Annotated in this window: 16 protein-coding genes and 1 tRNA gene; 10 read left to right on the top strand and 7 right to left on the bottom strand. The window is 59.7% G+C overall.

What is annotated here, in order from left to right; translation table 11 throughout:
- Positions 1-72 precede the first annotated feature (72 nt).
- The 4 genes from NCHU2750_RS13470 to NCHU2750_RS13455 all read left to right on the top strand — a co-directional run bounded on the left by NCHU2750_RS13470 (position 73) and on the right by NCHU2750_RS13455 (position 5,299).
- Positions 73-900: an outer membrane protein gene (locus tag NCHU2750_RS13470; protein WP_119940964.1), complete on the top strand. Its 828-nt coding sequence runs from the start codon at positions 73-75 to the stop codon at positions 898-900.
- Positions 901-1,105: 205 nt separating this feature from the next.
- A complete protein-coding gene (locus NCHU2750_RS13465; RefSeq protein ID WP_119940963.1) occupies positions 1,106-2,287 on the top strand; it encodes a phosphoserine transaminase in 1,182 nt (393 codons plus the stop codon).
- Between the two features lie 91 nt (positions 2,288-2,378).
- Entirely contained in the window at positions 2,379-3,974 is a 1,596-nt protein-coding gene (gene serA / locus NCHU2750_RS13460) for a phosphoglycerate dehydrogenase (protein WP_119940962.1), read from the top strand.
- A gap of 263 nt (positions 3,975-4,237) precedes the next feature.
- Complete coding sequence (locus tag NCHU2750_RS13455; protein ID WP_119940961.1) at positions 4,238-5,299, top strand: Tim44 domain-containing protein; 1,062 nt, start codon at positions 4,238-4,240, stop codon at positions 5,297-5,299.
- Here the strand turns inward: NCHU2750_RS13455 and NCHU2750_RS13450 are convergent.
- Positions 5,296-5,730 carry a DUF1810 domain-containing protein gene (locus tag NCHU2750_RS13450; protein ID WP_119940960.1) on the bottom strand — a complete coding sequence of 145 codons (435 nt, stop codon included), beginning with the start codon at positions 5,728-5,730 and terminating at the stop codon, positions 5,296-5,298. The two genes, NCHU2750_RS13455 and NCHU2750_RS13450, sit on opposite strands and share 4 nt — an antisense overlap.
- A gap of 97 nt (positions 5,731-5,827) precedes the next feature.
- On the opposite strand from NCHU2750_RS13450, the gene NCHU2750_RS13445 reads away from it, so the two are divergent.
- The 4 genes from NCHU2750_RS13445 (at position 5,828) to NCHU2750_RS13430 (ending at position 9,446) form a co-directional block, all read left to right on the top strand.
- Positions 5,828-6,952, top strand: a complete 1,125-nt coding sequence (locus tag NCHU2750_RS13445; protein ID WP_119943339.1) for a mechanosensitive ion channel family protein — start codon at positions 5,828-5,830, stop codon at positions 6,950-6,952.
- Between the two features lie 377 nt (positions 6,953-7,329).
- Positions 7,330-8,526 (top strand): tRNA 2-thiouridine(34) synthase MnmA, encoded by a 1,197-nt coding sequence (gene mnmA / locus NCHU2750_RS13440; protein ID WP_119940959.1) that lies wholly within the window; start codon positions 7,330-7,332, stop codon positions 8,524-8,526.
- 233 nt (positions 8,527-8,759) lie between these two features.
- A tRNA-Met gene (locus NCHU2750_RS13435) sits at positions 8,760-8,836 on the top strand.
- Between the two features lie 427 nt (positions 8,837-9,263).
- Complete coding sequence (locus NCHU2750_RS13430; RefSeq protein ID WP_119940958.1) at positions 9,264-9,446, top strand: hypothetical protein; 183 nt, start codon at positions 9,264-9,266, stop codon at positions 9,444-9,446.
- Between the two features lie 114 nt (positions 9,447-9,560).
- Here the strand turns inward: NCHU2750_RS13430 and NCHU2750_RS13425 are convergent, their stop codons facing one another.
- The 5 genes from NCHU2750_RS13425 to NCHU2750_RS13400 all read right to left on the bottom strand — a co-directional run bounded on the left by NCHU2750_RS13425 (position 9,561) and on the right by NCHU2750_RS13400 (position 13,991).
- On the bottom strand, positions 9,561-10,088 hold the full coding sequence (locus tag NCHU2750_RS13425; protein ID WP_162939619.1) for a hypothetical protein: 528 nt from the start codon (positions 10,086-10,088) through the stop codon (positions 9,561-9,563).
- 92 nt (positions 10,089-10,180) lie between these two features.
- On the bottom strand, positions 10,181-10,759 hold the full coding sequence (locus NCHU2750_RS13420; protein ID WP_162939618.1) for a type II toxin-antitoxin system VapC family toxin: 579 nt from the start codon (positions 10,757-10,759) through the stop codon (positions 10,181-10,183).
- Positions 10,743-11,573, bottom strand: a complete 831-nt coding sequence (locus NCHU2750_RS13415) for a hypothetical protein (RefSeq protein ID WP_162939617.1) — start codon at positions 11,571-11,573, stop codon at positions 10,743-10,745. Before NCHU2750_RS13415 ends, NCHU2750_RS13420 begins: the two co-directional genes overlap by 17 nt.
- A 427-nt stretch (positions 11,574-12,000) precedes the next feature.
- Entirely contained in the window at positions 12,001-12,510 is a 510-nt protein-coding gene (locus NCHU2750_RS13405; protein ID WP_119940953.1) for a hypothetical protein, read from the bottom strand.
- 140 nt (positions 12,511-12,650) lie between these two features.
- Positions 12,651-13,991, bottom strand: coding sequence for an amidase (locus NCHU2750_RS13400; RefSeq protein ID WP_119940952.1), 1,341 nt, complete (start codon positions 13,989-13,991; stop codon positions 12,651-12,653).
- Positions 13,992-14,172: 181 nt separating this feature from the next.
- Here NCHU2750_RS13400 and NCHU2750_RS13395 point away from each other — a divergent pair, with 181 nt between their 5' ends.
- Positions 14,173-14,448, top strand: a complete 276-nt coding sequence (locus tag NCHU2750_RS13395) for a hypothetical protein (protein ID WP_119943337.1) — start codon at positions 14,173-14,175, stop codon at positions 14,446-14,448.
- A 138-nt stretch (positions 14,449-14,586) separates the two neighbouring features.
- Positions 14,587-14,991, top strand: coding sequence for a DUF983 domain-containing protein (locus NCHU2750_RS13390; RefSeq protein ID WP_119940951.1), 405 nt, complete (start codon positions 14,587-14,589; stop codon positions 14,989-14,991).
- A 428-nt stretch (positions 14,992-15,419) separates the two neighbouring features.
- Here the strand turns inward: NCHU2750_RS13390 and treY are convergent, their stop codons facing one another.
- Positions 15,420-17,966 carry a malto-oligosyltrehalose synthase gene (gene treY / locus NCHU2750_RS13385; protein WP_119940950.1) on the bottom strand — a complete coding sequence of 849 codons (2,547 nt, stop codon included), beginning with the start codon at positions 17,964-17,966 and terminating at the stop codon, positions 15,420-15,422.
- Position 17,967: the final 1 nt, after the last annotated feature.

Below are 17,967 nucleotides of genomic sequence, written 5' to 3'. Positions count from 1 at the left end.
TTATTCTTCATGACCAATACGGTGCTGCGCGAGGAGCGCCACCCTCCGCCATGAAGCTTGGAGAACCGAACTATGAAAAAGCGCATTGCAGCCGCGCTTGCCGCAGCGATGCTGTCGGTGGGAGTTGCCCATTCCGCCGATCTCGTCGAACCGCAACCGGCACCTTTGCAGGACGCGCCGGAAATTACGGTGCAGCAGTCGAGCGGCTGGTATCTGCGCGGCGATACCGGTTACTCCTTCAACCGCATCCGCGGAGCGGAATATTTCCAGGGGTCGAATTCCAATCTCGTCGATTTCAGCCATACCGACCTGAAGGATAGCTTCATTCTCGGCGGCGGCGTCGGTTACCAGATCAACAACTATCTGCGCACCGATCTGACCTTCGACTATCTCGGCAAGTCCGATTTCAAGGGCGGCACCAGCGGCTATTGCGGCACGGTGGCCTGTACGTCCGATGACCGGGCCAACATGAAGGCGTATACGCTGATGGCGAACGCCTATGTGGATCTCGGCACCTATGGCTATTTCACGCCGTATGTCGGCGCCGGTATCGGTGGTTCCTACGTCAAGTGGAGCAAGCTGCACAACACGATCTGCGACGATCCGTCGGTGCCCGGATGCTACACGACCGATCACGACGGCAAGAGCAAGTGGCGCCTCAGCTATGCGTTCATGGCAGGTACCTCTATCGACATCACCTGCAATCTGAAGGCGGATATCGGTTATCGCTATCGCCGCATCCTGGGTGGCGACATGTTCGGTTACGAGGAAAATGGCGGCCCGGGCCGCGACAAGGGCTTTGCCTCTCACGAAGCGCGAATCGGTGCCCGCTACACGTTCGGTGGATGCCAGACCCCGGTGGCCTACGAACCGCCACCAGCGCTGCCGGTCTACAAGTAAGTCATTTGCATCCTGAGCTCAGAGCCGCCTTCGGGCGGCTTTTTGCGTTCTGCCCTGCGTGTCGGCGCGGCGATCGGGCGTTGGCGGGATAGAATTTTTCCCGCTTGCGACACGGGCCCGCTTGACTGCTCCCGGCGACAGGCATATTCACGGCGGCGGGACACTCCTCCCCAACGAGGAGCCAATTACCTGGAAGGGTATACATATGGCCAATGCCGCCGCGAAGCCGGACGTACGTCCGCATAATGCTCATTTTTCTTCTGGCCCCTGCGCCAAGCGTCCCGGTTGGTCGCTTGAAGCGCTTTCCGATGCCCCGCTCGGTCGTTCGCACCGCGCCAAGGTTGGCAAGGACAAGCTGGCACAGGCCATCAATCTCACCCGCGAAGTGCTGAACGTGCCGGCCGATTACCGCATCGGCATCGTTCCTGCGTCCGATACCGGCGCTGTCGAAATGGCGCTCTGGTCGCTGCTCGGTGAGCGCGGCGTCGACATGCTGGCCTGGGAAAGCTTCGGCTCCGGCTGGGTCACCGATGTCGTCAAGCAGCTGAAGCTCAAGGATGTTCGCAAGTTCGAGGCCGATTACGGTCTCCTTCCGAACCTCAAGGAAGTCGATTTCGACCGTGACGTCGTCTTCACCTGGAACGGCACGACCTCGGGCGTGCGTGTTCCGAACGCCGATTTCATTCCGGCAGACCGCAAGGGCCTGACGATCTGCGACGCGACCTCGGCCGCATTCGCGCAGGACATGGACTTTGCCAAGCTCGACGTCGTCACCTTCTCCTGGCAGAAGGTTCTGGGCGGCGAGGGTGGTCACGGCATGATCATTCTTTCCCCGCGTGCCGTCGAGCGTCTCACGACCTACGTTCCGGCCTGGCCGCTGCCGAAGATCTTCCGCATGACCTCGGGCGGCAAGCTTTCCGAAGGCATTTTCAAGGGCGAGACGATCAACACCCCGTCGATGCTCTGCGTCGAGGACTATATCGATGCGCTCAACTGGGCAAAGTCGGTCGGTGGCCTCAGGGGGCTGATCGCTCGTGCCGATGCCAATGCCAAGGTCATCTTTGATTTCGTTGCGGCAAACGACTGGATCGCCAATCTCGCGCAGGTCGACGAGACACGCTCCAACACATCCGTCTGCCTGAAGATCGCAGACGCCGAGGTTGCTGCACTTGATGCCGATGCGCAGGCCGCATTCGCCAAGGGGATGGTGTCCATCCTCGAAAAGGAAGGCGTGGCCCTCGACATCGGCGCTTACCGTGACGCTCCGTCCGGTCTTCGCATATGGGCCGGCGCCACGATCGAAGAGGCCGATATGAAGGCCCTGATGCCGTGGCTGACCTATGCGTTCGAAACGCAGAAGGCGACGCTCAACAAGGCTGCTGCCTGATCCGATTTCCGGTGCCGCGTATCCCCGCATCGGGGGCGGCACCGTTTCATCCCGCATTCAGAGACTGAACCCTTTATCAGGAGCCCAGACCATGGCACCTCGCGTACTCGTATCCGACGAACTGTCGGAAACCGCCGTCCAGATTTTCCGCGATCGCGGCGTCGAAGTCGATTTCCAGCCGAAGCTCGGCAAGGACAAGGACAAGCTCGCCGAAATCATCGGCAACTATGACGGTCTTGCCATCCGCTCGGCCACCAAGGCGACCGAAAAGCTGATCGCTGCCGCGACCAATCTCAAGGTCATCGGTCGCGCCGGTATCGGCGTCGACAATGTCGATATTCCGGCGGCTTCCAAGCGCGGTATCATCGTCATGAACACGCCGTTCGGCAACTCGATCACGACGGCCGAACACGCCATCGCGCTGATGTTTGCCGTTTCCCGCCAGCTGCCTGCGGCCGATGCCTCGACCCAGGCTGGCAAGTGGGAAAAATCGAAATTCATGGGTGTCGAGATCACCGGCAAGACGCTCGGCGTCATCGGTGCCGGTAATATCGGCGGCATCGTCTGCCGCAAGGCCATTGGTCTCGGCATGAACGTCATCGCCTACGATCCCTTCCTGTCGGCCGAACGGGCGCAGGAAATGGGCGTTGAAAAGGTCGAGCTGGACGATCTGCTCGCCCGCGCTGACTTCATCACGCTGCATGTGCCGATGACCGACAAGACCCGCGGCATTCTCGGGCGCGAAAACCTCGCCAAGACCAAGCCCGGTGTGCGCATCATCAACTGCGCCCGCGGTGGTCTGGTCGATGAGGCAGCGCTTGCCGACGCCATCAAGTCCGGTCATGTCGCTGGCGCCGGTTTCGACGTGTTCGAAGTCGAGCCCGCTACCGCGAGCCCGCTCTTCGGTCTTCCGAACGTCGTCTGCACGCCGCATCTCGGCGCTTCGACGACGGAAGCGCAGGAAAACGTCGCCCTTCAGGTCGCCGAGCAGATGTCGGACTATCTCGTCAAGGGTGCCGTCTCGAACGCCATCAACATGCCGTCGATCACCGCTGAGGAAGCGCCGATCCTGAAGCCGTTCATCAAGCTCGCCGACGTTCTCGGCGCTTTCGTCGGCCAGGTTTCGGATGATCCGATCAAGGAAATCGAGATCCTGTTCGATGGCGCCACCGCCAACATGAACACCCGTGCGCTGACCTCGGCCCTGCTCGCCGGTCTGATCCGCAACCAGGTGGCCGACGTCAACATGGTTTCGGCCCCGATCATGATCAAGGAAAAGGGCATCGTCCTTTCCGAGGTCAAGCGTGACAAGACCGGTGTCTATGACGGTTACATCAAGCTGACGGTGAAGACCGACAAGCAGACCCGTTCCGTTGCCGGTACCGTGTTCTCCGACGGCAAGCCGCGCTTCATCCAGATCAAGGGCATCAACCTGGATGCCGATGTCGGCGCCAACATGGTCTACATCTCCAACACCGACGTTCCCGGCATGATCGGCTTCATGGGAACGACGCTCGGTAATGCCGGCGTCAACATCGCCAACTTCCAGCTCGGCCGCGAGAAGGAATCCGGTGATGCGATCGCGCTGCTTTATGTCGATGCACCGGTATCGGAAGACGTTCTCTCTCAACTGACCGCCAACCCGGCCATCCGCCAGGCACGCCCGCTGGTGTTCAACGTCGACTGAGGTCGCCAGCTTCAAAGTGAATTTCCTCCCGGGAAAGAGAAAAGGGTCCGATGCGCGTGCATCGGGCCCTTTTCCGTTCCGCTCCCGTTTTTGTGATCGGGACTCGTTGAAAAACATCTAATGGTTGTAAATGTATAGATTGGCTCCCGTGATCAAGTTCTGTAACTACTAAAGCGGGAAAAATTGGCGGAGCCTCTAAAATTTCGTCCGGCATTCCCCATATCAGGGTCACGGACCGCATCGGGCGGCCAGAGGAGAAATTGATGTTATCCAAGCTTCGGCGTTTCCAGAAACTCTTCGCGATCCTTGCGGTCGGGATGGCGGTTTCGCTAACTGCCGTCGATATGGCGGAAGCACGTCGCGCGAGCGGCGGTTCGAGCTTCGGCAGCCGCGGCACGCGCACATTTTCCGCTCCGCCGACCACCAATACGGCACCGGGCGCCGCCGGCGGTATCAATCGTTCGATGACGCCGAATACCCAGCAGAACGCAACCACACCTTCGAACGGCATGGGACAGGCCGCGCAGCCGCGCCGTCCGGGCATGTTCGGCGGGATGTTCGGTGGCCTTCTCGGCGGTCTGGCCCTTGGCGGCCTGTTCGGCATGCTGATGGGCACGGGCTTCGGCGGCATGGCCGGCTTCATGGGCATGCTGTTGCAGATCGCGCTGATCGCCGGTCTGGCCATGCTGGCGCTGCGGTTCTTCGCCCGCCGCCAGCAGCAGGCCGCAGGTCCGGCCGGCAATGCACGCGGCTATGGTGCGGATGACTACAATCAGCCGCAGAACAATGCCTACCAGTCGCAGCAGCCGGGGCAGGGTGGTTTCCAGATCCCCAAGATCGGCGGTGGCGGGGCCTCTTCGGCCGGCTTCGGCGGCGGCTATCAGGCTGCCCCGCGTCAGGCAGGTCCGGATACCGACGAGATCGGCATCACCAACCGCGATCTCAGCCAGTTCGAAAAGCTGCTGACGGAGATCCAGGGCGCCTATGCGGACGAGGACTATGCCAAGCTGCGCAGCCTCACCACGCCGGAAGCGATGTCCTATCTCGCCGAGGAACTCGGTGAGAACGCCACCAATGGCGTCAAGAACGAGGTGAAGGACGTCAAGCTGCTGCAGGGCGACCTGTCGGAAGCATGGCGCGAGAACGGCCAGGAATATGCGACGGTGGCGATGCGCTATTCGTCGATCGATTTCCTGCGCGACCGCAACAATGGCAAGGTCGTCGACGGCGATCCGAACCATGAGACGGAGACGGTCGAAGTATGGACCTTCGTGCGCAGGCCGGCCAATGACTGGCAGCTTTCCGCCATCCAGTCGGCGGCTTAAAGCCTCAGGAGCGCGACGGTTCGTTCGTCGTGCTCCCCTTTGTAGAAGACATGAAGGGCTCGCTCGAAAGGCGAGCCCTTTTCGCTGACCATGTGGAACAGGGTCATCGAGCTCTTGAATTTCATGTCGTCAGGAGAACCGAGAATTTCGCCTGGCTTGCGACCTTCGTGGGACAGCATGGCCGCCGTGCATTCGCCAAGCCGCCAGCCAAGCAGCGGGTGTTCAAGATAGGCGACGGCTTCGGCCCGCGAGTTGATGGCAAAACGCTGCGACATGGCCGAGGCGCCGAGCCCGGTGAACTGTGGGAAAATATACCACATCCAATGGCTTCGCTTCTCCCCGTCGCGCAGTTCGGCGATCACCTGATTGTAGATCTCCGCCTGTGCCTCGACGAAACGCGTGAGATCGAAAACCTCGGATCGCTCGTTCATGATTTTCTCCTCACCCAATTGCGGCATGAAGGCGGACAAAGATGATATTTTTGCGACCGGCCTTTCCGATGCTGCATTGCACCCTAACTGCGATGCGATGAACGCTTTCATCGCCGAATTCCGCCAATATACCGATTGGCTGCCGAACTGGGTGGTCAGTCTTGCCGTGCTGGCCGCAGCCATCCTGATCGGGCTCATGGTGCATCGGTTCGCATTCCGCCTTTTTACCCGCGTGGTCGAGAACAAGGATCTGTTCTGGCGATCGCTCGTTTCAAGAGGCAAGCGGCCGCTCCGGCTCGGTATTCTCACCTTCACGCTGTCGCTCGCCGTCACGCTTGCGCCGCTCGCTCCTGGGCCCGCCGAGCTTTTCCGCCATATCCTGCTCCTCGCCTTCATCATCCTTGTCGGCTGGGCGACGAAGACCGTTCTGCATATCTGGACGACGGTCTATCTGAGACGGTTCAAGCTCGATGCGGAAGACAACCTGCTTGCGCGCACCCACGTCACCCAGTCGCGGATAGCCGAGCGCATCGCGGGCTTCATGATCGTCATTCTTACTGTTGCGGCGATGTTGATGACCTTTCCGGCGGTGCAGCAATACGGGGTCAGCGTGCTGGCATCGGCCGGTGTCGCAGGTATCGTGCTGGGCTTGGCACTACAGCCGATGCTGAAGAACCTGTTTGCCGGCATTCAGCTTGCCATCACCCAGCCGATCCGCATCGACGATGCGCTGATCGTCGAGGGGGAGTGGGGCAATGTCGAGGAGATCACCTCCACCTATGTGGTGGTGAAGCTGTGGGACTGGCGGCGGATGATCCTGCCGCTGTCCTATTTCATCGAGAACCCGTTCCAGAACTGGACCCGCGAAAGCTCGGCACTGATCGGTACGGTGATGATCTATCTGGACTATACGGTGCCCGTTTCCGCCTTGCGCTCCAAGGTGGAGGAGATCGCCGCTGCGTCGAAGCTCTGGGACAAGCGGGTGGTCAATGTGCAGGTGACGGATTTCCGCGAGAGCGTGATGGAAATCCGCATTCTCGTCTCGGCCAGCAGCGCGCCGAAGGTTTTCGACATTCGCTGCGAGATGCGCGAAAAGCTGGTGGAATTCATCCAGCGCGATTATCCGCAGGCGCTGCCGAAGGTGCGCACCGACCGGCAGTTGGACCGGGCCGACATGGCCGCAGCGCACTCCGCCGCCCAGCATGCAGCGCTGCAATCGTGATGCTTCATTCACAGGATAACTGATAGTTGATTATCTTCCGCCTCGATTTTGGCGGCAGCATTGCGTAAGCCGCGTCACCCGCCATGGGCGGGTGACGTTCGGACTTTATTATGACGCAACTGCAGCATCTGCTTCCCCTTCTGTTCTTTTTCTATTGTATCTACCTCTTCTTCCGCTGGGTCGTGTGGGACATGAACAGGCCGTCGAAATAGCGGGCGAAACGCGCCCCGGTCGCTGTTTCGGTTGCGCTGCTTGCACGTCGGACGAATAGTTTCTATATCCGAGCAACATTGCCCGGCAGGCGGACGAACCCGCCTCGGGCGCGAAGTGCCACCGGTGATCGGCAAGGCACAAGAGATTGCTGCGAGAGTTGTCCCGTGAATACGCTGGATTTTGACAAGAAGCCGGAAGATACGCGCGTGGTTGTCGCCATGTCGGGTGGGGTGGATTCGTCCGTCGTGGCCGGGCTTTTGAAACGGCAGGGCTATGACGTGCTGGGCATCACGCTGCAGCTCTACGACCACGGTGCTGCCGTCCACCGCGCGGGCTCCTGCTGTGCCGGGCAGGATATCGACGATGCGCGCCGCGTTTGCGAAACGCTCGGCATCCCGCATTATGTCCTCGACTACGAAAAGCGTTTTCGCGAGACGGTGATCAATCCGTTTGCCGAAGCCTATGCGATGGGCGAGACGCCTGTTCCCTGCGTTGCCTGCAACCAGACGGTCAAGTTTGCCGATCTCCTGGCAACCGCGCGCGAACTCGGAGCCGACGCCTTGGCGACCGGTCACTATATCCGCTCTTCCGCCAACCCGACGTCGGACAATCCGAGCCGCCGGGCGCTCTATCGCCCAATCGACAGCGACCGCGACCAGAGCTGGTTCCTGTTTGCCACGACGCAGGAGCAGATCGATTATCTGCGCTTTCCGCTCGGCGGCATGTCGAAGGCCGATGTGCGGGTGCTTGCCGAAGACATGGACCTGATCGTCGCCAAGAAGGCCGACAGCCAGGACATCTGCTTCGTGCCGGCCGGCAAATATGCCGACATCATCAACAAGGTGAAGCCGAATGCGGCGCTCGCCGGCGATATCGTCCATATGGACGGCCGCGTACTCGGCCGCCATGACGGGATCGTCCATTTCACCATCGGCCAGCGCAAGGGGCTCGGCGTGGCAACCGGCGAACCGCTTTACGTCGTCTATCTCGATGCGCGCTCGCGCCGGGTGATCGTCGGGCCGAAGGAAGCGCTCGATACGCACCGGGTCTATCTGCGCGACATGAACTGGCTCGGCGATTCGTCGCTCGAACAGGATGCGGGCCAAGGCTTTGCCTGCTTTGCCAAGGTGCGCTCGACGCGGCCGCCGACACCGGCGACCCTGCATGTCGATGAACGCGGCATCTATGTCGATCTTTCGATCGGCGAGGCTGGTGTCGCACCCGGCCAGGCCTGCGTGCTCTATTCGGCACCGGGGCCGGATGCACGCGTCTATGGCGGCGGCTTCATCGAGCGCTCCGAGCGGGCCGAGGCGGCGGAAGCCTCGCTTCGCCAGTTGCTGGCTCAGCCGGTTGCCGCCTGAACATAACGGACTTTTGCTCTGCCCCGATCCCTGATGTCGCGGTGGCGACGGCAGGCATGCGTGTATCCTGACGTGCGTCTTGCCGTATCGTCAGGCGGCGCCGAACGTGCCAGAAAACAGGTTTGAAACTCCCCTGTTTTTCTCCTGTCATGTGCTTGACAAGGTTCGCGGCCTGCCTTTATAAGCCGCTCATTCCGCGAGGCAGACGCTTTCAAAGCAGCTTCGTCGGGCGTGGCTGGGTAGCTCAGTTGGTGAGAGCGCAGGATTCATAACCCTGAGGTCGGCGGTTCAATTCCGCCCCCCGCTACCAAATTTCTCACTGAATGTTTGTCTCCACTGATGAGACCAGATAAAAAGCCCTTGATCCCAATCTGATAGGTTTCATATGCGGCGCGCGGCTCGACAACGACCGCGGTAACCATCTGCCGGAAAGGAATAGCAACTCCCGGCGAAACCTCTCCCCCTCCCGAAAGTATCTTCGCTAGGCCGTTGACGTTCTCGCGAAACCGCCTCACTGCATTCGGCTGCAGCTCGATCACGTTTTCCGGTTCGTCGACCGAATCGAGGATCGCCTGATTTTTATCGCGGTCGACCCGAAGAGGTCCCTTCCTCCTCGGCGACGAGATCCTTCACCATCATCCAAATGACTTTGCTGATTTCCACCTTGGCATCGTCGGTAGCCTTCCGTGTGTTGGCGCGCTTGCGGAAATTGTCGTGCCGGGTCCGCTTCTGGGGCCATGTCGCTGGCTGTCATGGAAGGCACGCTTTTCGTCGAGAACATCGACAAGGAGGCCGCCCAATTCCTCCGGGCCTACAATCGGGAGTTCGATCAGTTCAAAACTATCTCGCTCGAAGCGCTAGTGCCTGGGGCCGACGGCATGACCTATATGGATAGGCTCGCAGATCCCGAGACCGTCTAAGCGTAAACGCGATGCACGGCCCATATGTTGGGGCCGTGCAACAAGTTGCAAATTCACAAGGCACAAAAAAACCCACCGAAGCGGCCTGCAATTTCACGCTGGCGGAAAGAGGGGCTATTTAATAAATTCGTCAGGGATTAAGTATCGGATATTCTTATTGGCGTGGAAAATCCGAGCGACAACACTTTGTGTTGTCTCGATCACGTAACCCATGCGATCCCACAGTTTGCTGGTATCTACGCCATCGTTATGCGTGCTCATTTCAATAAGCGCGTCAATTGCGGTGTCTGTATTTCGGATAATCAGATTTATCTGCATGATCTGAGTAATGTCATCATTACTCAAAAAGCCTAACTGGGCCAGATCTTTTCCAACAAAAGCCATTGGCCCGTATTTGGAAAACTTTAGTTGTAGAACGTCATCTGCGCTTTTTGCGAATTGTGGTATTTCTGCCCGTGAGTAGTAGTAGTGATTATGGATATTCATCAACTCGCCGAGCAGCACGCTCGTCATTCTCGTCCGATCGGCTTGTTCTTGTTTGGATTTGACGAAGGTATTCGTGATCCAGGTTACCAGGGCTGCCAGCGCAATCCCTAGTGCAGCCAATATTGCCTTGCCTATGAAGCTATCACCATCTGGCATGCTCACCCCCTCGTCGCAATTGAACAATTAATCTATCACTTGCCAATTGTGAGAAAAGCCCGCCGAAGCGGGCCGTGTGTGTGGGAGGGCCGTCAAAACATGGCTGTCTGGCTTAGTATGGGCCTGGTGCGATAGAGGGCGGCTGAGGCAATGACGTCCGGATGATTTGATATCCCATCAGTGTATTCCTCCAGCCTAAGTAATGAAAGCGACTTACCCTCGTCTGATCTTGATTTACCATCATCGAAAGTGAGAAACTGAAGATCTGGAACATTTGTCGCTTCTTTCACCCAAAGCGCTGAAACAATGTGCAACGCGTCACCAAGAGACATAGTCCGGTACTTTTCTTCCGCGGTCCTTCCCGATCTGTTCCATCGCTGATCACGCAGTCTCCCGGCCCTCAGCATCATATCGGGATCCGGAGACACGACTGTTGCGATCGACCGAATATACGACGCAAGCTTTGTCACACTTTCGAACTTGCCAGCGACGAATAGGGAGGGGCGCAACTCTGCGAAAATTATGCTGCTAACCCAGAGCGATCTCTTGCCTGCATAGGCTTCCTCAAGAATCTTCTCTATGTCAGGCGCCGCGCTTCCTGCGTCGGAATTCGCGTGGCTCAAAAGGACATTCGTGTCGAAGAAGAGATTCGTACTACTGCAGGTTTTCAAGTGATGCATCCCAGTCGAGATATTGCTTACCTGTGAGCGACCCTTGGATGCTCAAGTATGACTTAGCAGAATGTATCTCCTGAATGGTTATCACTTCAATCCGTTCAGGGAGTTGGCTTTCGCCGGTGTAAATTGCTCTGCCCGTCACTGATACCCGCTTGTTGCCGAACGGATTAAAGCTGTCTTCGCCTTTGGTTTTGTCGAAGACACACTCGATCTGCACACCCGCGCCGCCTGGCAATACGATATGGCCAGTCCATGCGGCACCTCGATAATCTATATTGCCAATCACACCCTCGAAAGAGCCGATCGCATTCCCAGCAAAGTAGGGAGGAGCGAGCCGCTCTTTGCGGTGCTGCTTGTAGCGTTGAGTTTGCTTGGCGAAAAAACCATCAATTGGTAATTCCATGTCCGCGAACTGCGCAAGAATTGCGTAGTTTGGATTCAGCTTGTCGCCAATGCGGACAAGGCCTTTTGCAACCTCTGGAAACTGGTCAACTCTATCGAACTCATTCCTGATGACGCTAGTGGCGCAGCGTTTAAACAAGTCGATCGAAGGCGACGGAGTATCGCCTGACGTGCGTTTGTGTTCGAGGATGCCAAACTCGTTCGACCCCATTTTTAAATGAGATATAAAGAATTCGCTTCGGGACTTTTTTTCGGTCGCATCTTTGTTTGCCGCCTTGATCGCGGAGAACACCGAATTGAACATTTTCGCGAAAACGCTAGCCTGAATGAGGCGCGAACTATCATCCGGCGCATCTGCTGGCCGGATGATCACTCGCATTTCGTCCGGTCTCATCGCGTATTTCATGTTAAGCCTCGCGTCAGCATTTTATAGGCTAACGCGTGACGGTAAAGCTTTTGTTGACGGTAGGTGAAATTTAACACCTCATTGCGTCATTCTCGCTCATAGCTCTGCCCTTTTCCCCCGATACGTCCCCGGCGGCCGCGCGGCTTCATGCACTTGAGCCAACACTTCCAGCCAGGCAGCTAGAACTTTTCTTTGATGCCTCAGGGCTGCCGTTCGCAGCGGGCGGGGGGATACGGACGGCAGGGCCTCAGCCAGAACCCGCTTGAGCTTGATCTGCCACGATCCGAGTCCACAAACTGGCCTGTTTCCAGTAGGTGATAGTAACTGGAGCGGTCCCCCGCTACCAAATTTCTCCACCTTATTTCCGATGGTTTTGCTTGTTCATTGGGCTTGCGTCGACATTTTCGCGTTAGGCTCTCCTCATCCATCAGATAAAGCTGAAGCGGCTGAGTGCTATGCCGTGGGCCAAAAGGTCGTCCTCGCTTGCTTTCGGCAGCATCGGGCGATAGCGGGCGATCAGGGCCTTGCGGACTTCCGCCTTCGATCGGATCGAGGGCAGGGAGTGCCGGAGCTGCTCGGCGGTGATGTCGTCAAGCGGAAGGTGCTGGATGACCTCTATGCAATCTGCGAGCCGGTAACGGCTGATATCGACGACCGGAAGCTGCTCGCCGCCGTCGGCGAGGCGTTTGCCCGGCCGCAGGATCTCGACCATCGCATAGCGCCTGCCGACCGCATTGTCGGTGACGCCCAGATTGAAGTGGACGAGCTCGGTCGCGAGCGCCGCAAGGCCGCTGTAATCGCTGCCGTGCAGCCGCACCCAGCCGTCGACGCCAAGGCGGGAGCAGAACTCGTCGAAGGAAATGACCGTTTCCGTACCCTGGTCGTCCAGGATGCCGATCTTCGTGCCGTCGGAGGAATATTGCTTCTGGCTCGTCAACGCGCATTCATCCAGGCGATGAATTCGCCATGGCCGAGAATGCCGGGTGTTGATGTCCTGCGCAAGACAGCGCAGGACATCAAGGTGAGGCAAAGCAGCGAGGAGCCGCGATTTACGGAGGCAGATGGATCGGCTCGGGATCAGCCGCGGATGACCTCTTCGTAGCGCAATGCGGCTGAGAGAAGCTTTTCGTCCTCGCCGGCTGCTCCGGACAGGAGGAAGCCGACCGGCATGCCGGCATCGCCGCTGCCGCAGGGGATGGAGACGCCGCACCAGTCGAGGAAATTGCCGAAGCCGGTGTTGCGCAGGGTCTTGCCATTGGTGGCGAAGAACAGATCGTCGTCCTTCAGCAGCGGCTCGCTCGGTGGAGCGACATGGGCGACGGACGGCAATGCGACGAGGCGGCCGGCGAGCAGGTCTTCGGTTTCCTTCGTCAGGCGGCGGCGGATTTCGAGGATGTCGATATAGTCGGCCATGGAAATGTTGCCGCCGAGACGGATGCGGGCGACGACGCGCGGGTCGATCTCATCGGCAACGGGGCCGGTCAGGCGTTCGCGGTGCAGGGCGAAGGCTTCGGCCGTCACCAGGGCGCCACGGGCCTTCATCAGTTCGGCAATCGCCTCGAAGGCGGGGATGCGGATGCGGCTGACGCGCGCGCCCTGCTTTTCCAGCCGCGAGAGGGCTGCCTCGAAGGCCGCCACGACACCTTGCTCGGCGCCGTCGAAGACGGCGTTTTCCGGCACGACGAGATCAAGCACGCTGTCGGTGCCGCGCGTCACGTCCGGTCTTGTGGCGCCGCGCATGGCGGCATCGACCCAGATCGCATCCTGAACGCTGCGGCAGAGCGGGCCGAGGCAATCAAGGCTCTGTGCCAGCGGGAAGACGCCATCCATCGAATAGCGGCCGCGGCTTGCCTTGTAGCCGACGATGCCGTTCAGCGCTGCCGGAATGCGGATCGAGCCGCCGGTATCGGTGCCGATCGCGACGGGGACGAGGCCGGCGGCAACCGCTGCAGCAGAACCGGAGGACGAGCCGCCGGTGATGCGCGGAACATCGGTGCTTTTCGGGTTACGGGGCGTGCCGTAATGCGGATTGATGCCGATGCCGGAAAAGGCGAATTCGCTCATGTTGGTGCGGCCGATGGCGACCATGCCGGCCTGGCGGACCAAATCGACGACGGCGGCATCCCTGGTGGCGATGGGTTGGCTGGCGAGGACGGTCGAACCGGCGGTGGTGGCCATGCCCTCGATGTCGAAGAGATCCTTCCAGGCGATCGGCACGCCGTCCAGCCAGCCGAATGAGCGGCCCTCGCTGACGCGCTTTGCGGCGGCCTGCGCCTCGGCCATGGCGCGATCCTTCAGCAGGGAGACGAAGATCGCCTTGTCGGCATGGGTTTCGATCGCGTCGAAGACGGCTTCAGCGATCTCGACGGGGCTCATCACGCCAGAGTGGATCAACATCGACAATTCGGCGATCGACATGCCGGAAACGGGTCTGCTCACGAGGATTTCCTTGAATGATTTTCAGGTTTGGCGGGTGACAAAGAATTACCCGATATCTGCGTCAAGGGTAGCAGAATTATCGGCCATGCCCTATCTGTCGATGTCATCCGGCTTAGACGATGAAGGGCCGGCGCATGGGTTCCCTATCGAGGATCAGATCATGAAGAAGGCAGTCGCCCTGCTTGTCGTGGCGGTCGCACTGGCGGGCTGCACCACCGGCGGCCTGAACAGTGCCGGGCTCAATCCCATTCCGGGCAGCATCACCTATGGCGGCCAGCCGCGCACCAAGCTGACTAAGTCGCCGATCGGCAGCACGTTCACCCATAATTTCTACAATCAATGGGGCGAGCAATTGCAGGAAACCTATGTCATCTTGCCGGACAGGAGCCTGAAGATCATCGAACGGCACGTCATTCCCGAGCCGCTCTGGGACTGATCTACGGAACGGTTGCAGCAGCTTGATGGTTTGCAGCTTTTCGGAGAGGCAGATTGACGCGCTACAACTTGGTGCCTTGATGAATGCTAATGTTCGGAGTTACGCCAATCTCGATCACATCGAGAGGAAGCCGGACCCATGGGACATGATGCGCAATGGCCGACACTTTCGCCTTGTCGTACCGGCCTTCGAGGCCACTGCCCGCGCTGCGGGCGGGGGCATCTTTTCGAGGGCTTTCTGACAGTCAGGCCGGCCTGCGAAGTCTGCGGACTTGACTACGGCTTTGCCGATCCGGCCGATGGCCCGGCCTTCTTCGTCATCTGCTTTGCCTGCGTGCCGAGCGTGGCGCTGGCTGTGTGGATCGAAACCTTCTACCAGCCGCCCTTCTGGGTGCATCTTCTGACATCGCTGCCGTTCCTGCTGTTGACCTGCATCCTTCCCTTGAGGCCGCTGAAAGGGTGGCTTGTCGCGAGCCAGTTCTTCTACAAGGCGGAGCAGGGCAAGCTCGACCGCGGCTCGGGCCTCAGGCGCGACAGGCTGTAGACATTTCTTCGACAATACTCCTGTCCAACAGTGGCTTCGGCTGCTGTTGCGCGATGCAACATGGGAACCTTTTTGGGGCGTGATCGTTCACTTTTGCGACATCGAAAGGAGAACGTCATGAACAGCATCATTTGGTTGGTTGGAGCAGTCGTGATCGTCATCGCGGTTCTCAACCTTGTCGGTTTTGCCTGAGCGAAGCCTCTACAAACCCCATTCATCAAGACATTTTCAGGAGAGCATCATGAACAGCATTGTCTGGCTCGTCGGAGCCGTCGTGATCGTGCTCGCCATCCTGTCATTCCTCGGCATTCGATAAAACCGGGAAACAAGATGCGGCAGCAGAAGAAAACCGCCTGACCGTGAGGTCGGGCGGTTTCGTCGTTTCAGGGGCGTGTTTTTTGGCGGGATTCGCAGGGGCGGGCACAATCTTACTCCGCGACGAGGACTGCGAAAGGATGTTCGGCAAAGGCCCAGTTGACGGCGACCTGATCGTTGAAATCGAATATGCGGCCGGTGAAAATATCCCGGTAGCGTCTGCCCGACAGGGGCGCTTCGAGCGGTACTGCGGTTTCGGCCCAGGCGGCGGCGCTTGCATTGGCAAGGTTGGCCAGTGCCTCAAGCACGAGACGCGGGGCAATGAGGATGACGGCCTCATCCTTATACTGTCGGGCAAAGGCTAAGATATTGCGCGCTCTCTTGCCGGTGGCTGAAAGGGGAAGGTAGGTGCCCCTGGAAAAGAGTTCGGGGCGATCCTTCCGCAACTGCAGCAGACGGGCGATGACGTGCTGCTTGAGGCGCCCGCTTAGCCACTCCTCCTCGTCAGCGGAATTCAGCGGCGAGGTGGTTTCCGGCAATTGCTGCATCAGCGCATCGAAATCCGGTTCGCGGCGGTTATCGGGATCGACGAGCGACAGGTCGCTCGTCTCGCTGCCCTGATAGATATCGGGCACGCCGGGGCTCAAGAGCTTGACCAGGGTCTGGGTCAGGCTATTGACGCTGCCGGCGCGGATGAAGGGCCGGATGGTGGCGGCGAAATCGCCGAGAAATGCCTCGTTGTCGAGCGAAAGAAGGCGATGGGCGTAGAGCTTCACCGCTTCCTCGTAGCCGGCATTGCCGTCGCTCCAGTTGGTGCGCAGCTTTGCCTCCCGAAGCGCCTTTTCGACATAGGGCTGAAAACGCGCATCGAGCGCCGCCAGTTCTTCGGCATCATCGGCCGCCATCTCTGGCGGCCAGGCACCGGCGAGCGCCTGATAGAGCATCCATTCGACAGCCGGTTCGGGCGCCGGGCCATCGTCGAGCTGCTGCACGGCCCCGGCGTTCATTTCCCGCCAGCGGGCCACGGCATCGGCAAAGACCTGCGGCGCCTCGCTCAGCGCATAGAGCCGGGCGCGGGCATCCTCGCCGCGTTTCGTATCGTGAGTGGAGGTCCCGGACAGTGCCTGTGGCTGCAGCCTTTGGCGCGCGGCCATCCGGTCGTGAAACCGTTGGAGCGAAAATTCACGCGGCAGGGGCTCGGCACCGACTTCGTTCAAGGCAAGCAGCGCATGGTGGCGGAAGAACAGCGTATCCTCGACCGACTTTGCCATCAGCGGGCCGGTCAGTTGCTGGAAGCGGGTGCGGAAGGTCGAGGCTTTTTCGGCGAGCTGTCCCGGCACGTCGCCATTCAGGACCGTGACAAGCAGGGGCAGAGCTGAGAGGTCGGCAGCGGACTGGTTGCGCCTCACATGCTCGACGACCCTTTGCAGCAATTGCCGGCCCTCGGGCGGCATGCCGGCCGGGGTGCCATAGGTTCGATAGACGGGGAAGGCTGCGAGCAGTTCGCGCAGGCCGGCCCGGATGGCTGTCTGCGAGAGGGCGGCTGCATCGCCGCGCATCTCTTCATGTATCGATTCAGCAAGCTTGACGAGCGTGGCAAGTTCACCGGCGAAGTTATTGTCGGCCATCAGCAATTTGGCGGCGCGTAGTTCCGTAGGCATGTCCGGTGCGGCGCCAGCCACGCCTGCATAGGCGGCCTGCAGCTCGCCCAGCTGGTCGGCATCGACAAGCGCGTCGCTCAAGTCTGCGATAAATTCGTAACCGGTCGTGCCGGAGATCGGCCAGTCCGGCGAAATGTCCTCTTCGTCGCCGAGGATCTTTTCCACCGTGATGTAGCAATCCGGACCTGCTTCCTTTCGCAGCCGTTCCAGATAGGCCTTCGGGTCCGCAAGACCGTCGACATGGTCGACGCGCAACCCGTCGACTGCGCCGGAGCGGACGAGGTCGAGGATGAGGCGGTGGGTGTCGTCGAAGACGTGATCATCCTCGACGCGGATGCCGGCAAGGCCGGTGATCTCGAAGAAGCGGCGATAGGAGAGATCGCGCGGCGCATCCCGCCAGGACATCAGGCGATAGGGCTGTGCGTCGTGCAGGTCGGCGACTGCGGCCTTGTCGTTGATCTGCAGCACCTCTTCCTCACTGCCGACATAGGTGTCGGGATCGAGCGGATAGAAGCTGTCATAATAGGCGAGCGACGGCTTGCCGGTCTTCGGATCGGGCTTCACCGAGATATCGCCCGCCTCGAGGACTGCTTCGAACGTATCGCCGAGAAAGGGCAGGGTGAGGCGGCGTGACCAGTCGATATCGAAATGGCGGGTGTAGCGGCTCTTATGCCCATGTTCCACCACATCGCGCCACCACGGGTTTTCCAGCGATGCGGCCATGTGGTTCGGCACGATATCGAGGATCAGGCCGAGGCCTTCCATCTTGAGGGCGGCTGCCATCCGGTCAAAACCTTCGCGGCCGCCGATTGCCGGATCGATCCCGCTGGCGTCGGTGACGTCATAGCCATGCGTGGAGCCGGTCGTGGCGGTGAAGACCGGCGAAGCATAGAGATGGCTGATGCCGAGCCGTTTCAGGTAGGGCACGAGCGCTGCCGCGCGGTCGAAGGTCATGCCGTTGCGGAACTGGATGCGGTAGGTCGCGGTCGGGATCATCAGG

The organism is Neorhizobium sp. NCHU2750, assembly GCF_003597675.1.
GTDB lineage: Bacteria > Pseudomonadota > Alphaproteobacteria > Rhizobiales > Rhizobiaceae > Neorhizobium.
This window is presented reverse-complemented; position numbering and strand designations above follow the sequence as displayed.